This window comes from Okeania sp. SIO2F5 (genome assembly GCF_010692685.1).
In the GTDB taxonomy this organism is placed as follows: Bacteria; Cyanobacteriota; Cyanobacteriia; order Cyanobacteriales; family Microcoleaceae; genus Okeania; species Okeania hirsuta.
The window spans coordinates 1-2,789 of record NZ_JAAHGU010000276.1 but is presented as its reverse complement, the minus strand read 5'-3'; the positions used below and the strand labels follow the sequence as shown (position 1 = coordinate 2,789).

The window sequence follows — 2,789 nt, the reverse complement described above, 5'->3', positions numbered from 1 at the left end:
AAAAATTGCTTTAATGAATAAATAATCAACCTACTGTGTGGGGTGTGGTGCGATCGCACCACACCTCCATCTATTCTCAATAATGCTTCTCTTTTAGTTGAAGTATTATTCAGCTTATTCGATGAGTCCATCTCTATATATAGCTTTCAGCTACCTTGTCACCCCGTGAGAGTTGGCACATATGGGGAGATGGGGAGATGGGGAGGTAGTCCGATTTAATATTGAAGTGTAGTATAGAATTATAAACATATACTGTATAACCAGATTCTATATTATTTTGATAATTTTATAGCAGAAAGAAGAAGTAATATCATGTCCGCTGGGGCGCGTTTGTGTAAACCCAAGGGTGAATATCTACAGGAAATTTAAGTTTTTTTCTGGCTCTTAAGTATTCCTGACTGTTCCCTGTTCCCAGTTAAGTGTTCCCTACCTTTGCTATACAATACCGATGCTACCGGACATGATATAAGAAGGAAGAAAGCTTAATAGCTTGAAAAAAACTTACAGCAGATTCCTCGCATAAGAAGTACAGAGATCAATAATTGAATGAATGCAAGTGCGGTCATCTTGCTCCGGATGGGTGTACCTCATAACTTCGGAAACTGCTGTAAATTTCCTGTAGATATTCACCCTTGGGTTCACACAAACGATATGCGGAGATGATATTAGGTACATCTGTGACGGCCAAGATGCCTGCACTTGTTGGTAAAGTATCTCTCACCATCACCTGAGAATCAATTTTCTGGGGAGTCATGTCTGGAGTTGAATAGAGAAAAGATACTTCTGTTTCTTCACCTTCCTTGACATAACGTGCTTCCACAGGCGTTGTCATGGAAATTTGATTACTGCTGATATGTTGATACAGTGGGTCAAAAGCGACTCTGGTTGCCATTCTGGAATCACCTGTATGTGTGTAGGTGACAGCGCGATATTGGGGATACTCTTTAACTTCGATGACATTGGTCTCAGTGGGTTGAGGAAAACCTTGGGGTAAAGATGCAGACATTTAAAATTTGAGTTGATTTACTATTCCATTATATAGTTATTTAACCCATTTGATAGCTATATAATTATCAAAATAACATGGGTCGCGCAACCCCGCCTTTTAAGGCGAAACATTTTTGGAGCGAAGCTCAAATCCCCTAGTTCCCCTCCTGGAACCCCTCCTGGGAGGGGCGGGGGTGGGTAGACTTCTGTACGTCGCCCTACCGACGGCTCCCCTATCTAACTTCTGACTTCTGACTTCGTTAAGGTAGTCAAGTCTTTTCGCGCATCAATTTTGAAGAAAAATCTGAAGAAGGAGTGTTGAATTTAGTGATAAAAAAACTTTCTCCTTTCTCCCTTTGAACCTTTCTTTCCCTCCTGCCCCCTGCCTCCTGCCCCCTGCCTCCTGCCTTCTTAAAACACCATTGGCATTGAATTCATCTCCTCTTCCCGCAACGCTTCAGACAACAAACCCATTTTCACCGGAACATCATACAACCTCCCTTTGCCAAAGCGCGACCAAAAATGACGCAACCCAGGCACAATAACTTTAACTACTTTTAACTCAATATCCGGGCGAGTCTGATCCAAAACCAAAGTTTCCATTCCTGCTGCTTGATCAATTTTCACACAAGTCAAAACATCATCATAAATGTCGTCGCTCCAAAGTTGCGGATAGTCTCCATAAACCTTAGCTGGTATTTCTGGATGGGGAGCTAAATAAGGATGACTTGCTAAAGTTGCTGTCGTCATCCATTTTTGTATCCCCTCTTCCATCTGACTAATATCTTGCTCATCCATTCCCAACCCTATTTGATTAACTTCCGTTACTGCTCGCAGAATAGCAATTTTGGGGTCAAAATGCGCTCCGAAACCAGTAATAACTCGCTCATGTTTTCCATCAACTCGACGCGACACCGCAGTAAAAGCAGGTATCCCTAAATTTGTAGTTAAATCTAATACCCATAACTCCCGCTGATTTTGTTGATAAAATTCTTGCACTTCCAATAAATAGGGGTCGTCAAAACTTGCTAAATCTACCCCCGGACGCTGCAAACAGTTATACCACCAAATCCCTACACTGTCGCGCTCCACTAATTCCATAAATCCTTGCAAAATTGCTTCTTCTATGGTATTGCCCGCAGCGTTGCCATTGGAATCAGCTACACAAAAATTATGCTGTTTGGGCAATTTATAAGCATAATAACACCAAGCAGTAGGCAAATATTTGTGAGTTTGCTCGGTTAACGACCACACTGGAGTCCATTCAATTTCTTGACTGACATCAAAAGGTTGCGGAATCCAATCGTGAGCAACTTTACAGTTAGCATTCAATTCCTCCCGGTTAGCATACTGAGTCGGACTAAAATGTAGACATTTTTCTGGATGAATACCTTGCTCTCCCAACTCAGCTAAAGTTGACTTTTTCCGAGGTTCGTCTCCCTGGAATATTCCCGAATAACCTTCGATCGCTTCACAAAAACCACTTGCTTTAGATTGGCGATCGCTCTTGCCTTTACCTCCACTTTTATGACGCAAGGAACAACGCAAAGCACCGAGACTTTTTGCAGCACCAAAACTATGAATGGCACTGTAAGTATGAATTAAAGGATTTTCGGGGTCGGAAACTCGCACCAATGCACTGACAACTCCAGTTATTGGACTGATTAATTTTTTGGGTGTTGCACAATAGAGAATGATATTCTAGAATTTGATTGAGAGATGGATTGTCCTGATTGTCAAAGCCATAAAGTAGTGAAAAATGGTCATCGTCAGGGAAAACAGAGTTATCTGTGCCGTGACTG

At 41.8% G+C, this 2,789-nt stretch carries 2 protein-coding genes and 1 pseudogene; 1 reads left to right on the top strand and 2 read right to left on the bottom strand.

Annotation, left to right across the window (positions count from 1 at the left end; translation table 11 throughout):
• Positions 1-562 precede the first annotated feature (562 nt).
• Positions 563-1,006, bottom strand: a complete 444-nt coding sequence (locus F6K27_RS32825; protein WP_287280134.1) for a heme-binding protein — start codon at positions 1,004-1,006, stop codon at positions 563-565.
• A 392-nt stretch (positions 1,007-1,398) separates the two neighbouring features.
• On the bottom strand, positions 1,399-2,619 hold the full coding sequence (locus F6K27_RS32820; RefSeq protein ID WP_353736105.1) for a YcaO-like family protein: 1,221 nt from the start codon (positions 2,617-2,619) through the stop codon (positions 1,399-1,401).
• 87 nt (positions 2,620-2,706) lie between these two features.
• Here F6K27_RS32820 and F6K27_RS32815 point away from each other — a divergent pair.
• Positions 2,707-2,789: pseudogene (locus tag F6K27_RS32815) on the top strand (IS1 family transposase); the annotation flags it as partial.

Excerpts from the sequence above, each read along its gene's own strand:
- F6K27_RS32825 (WP_287280134.1), bottom strand. The coding sequence starts at position 1,006 with ATGTCTGCATCTTTACCCCAAGGTTTTCCTCAACCCACTGAGACCAAT.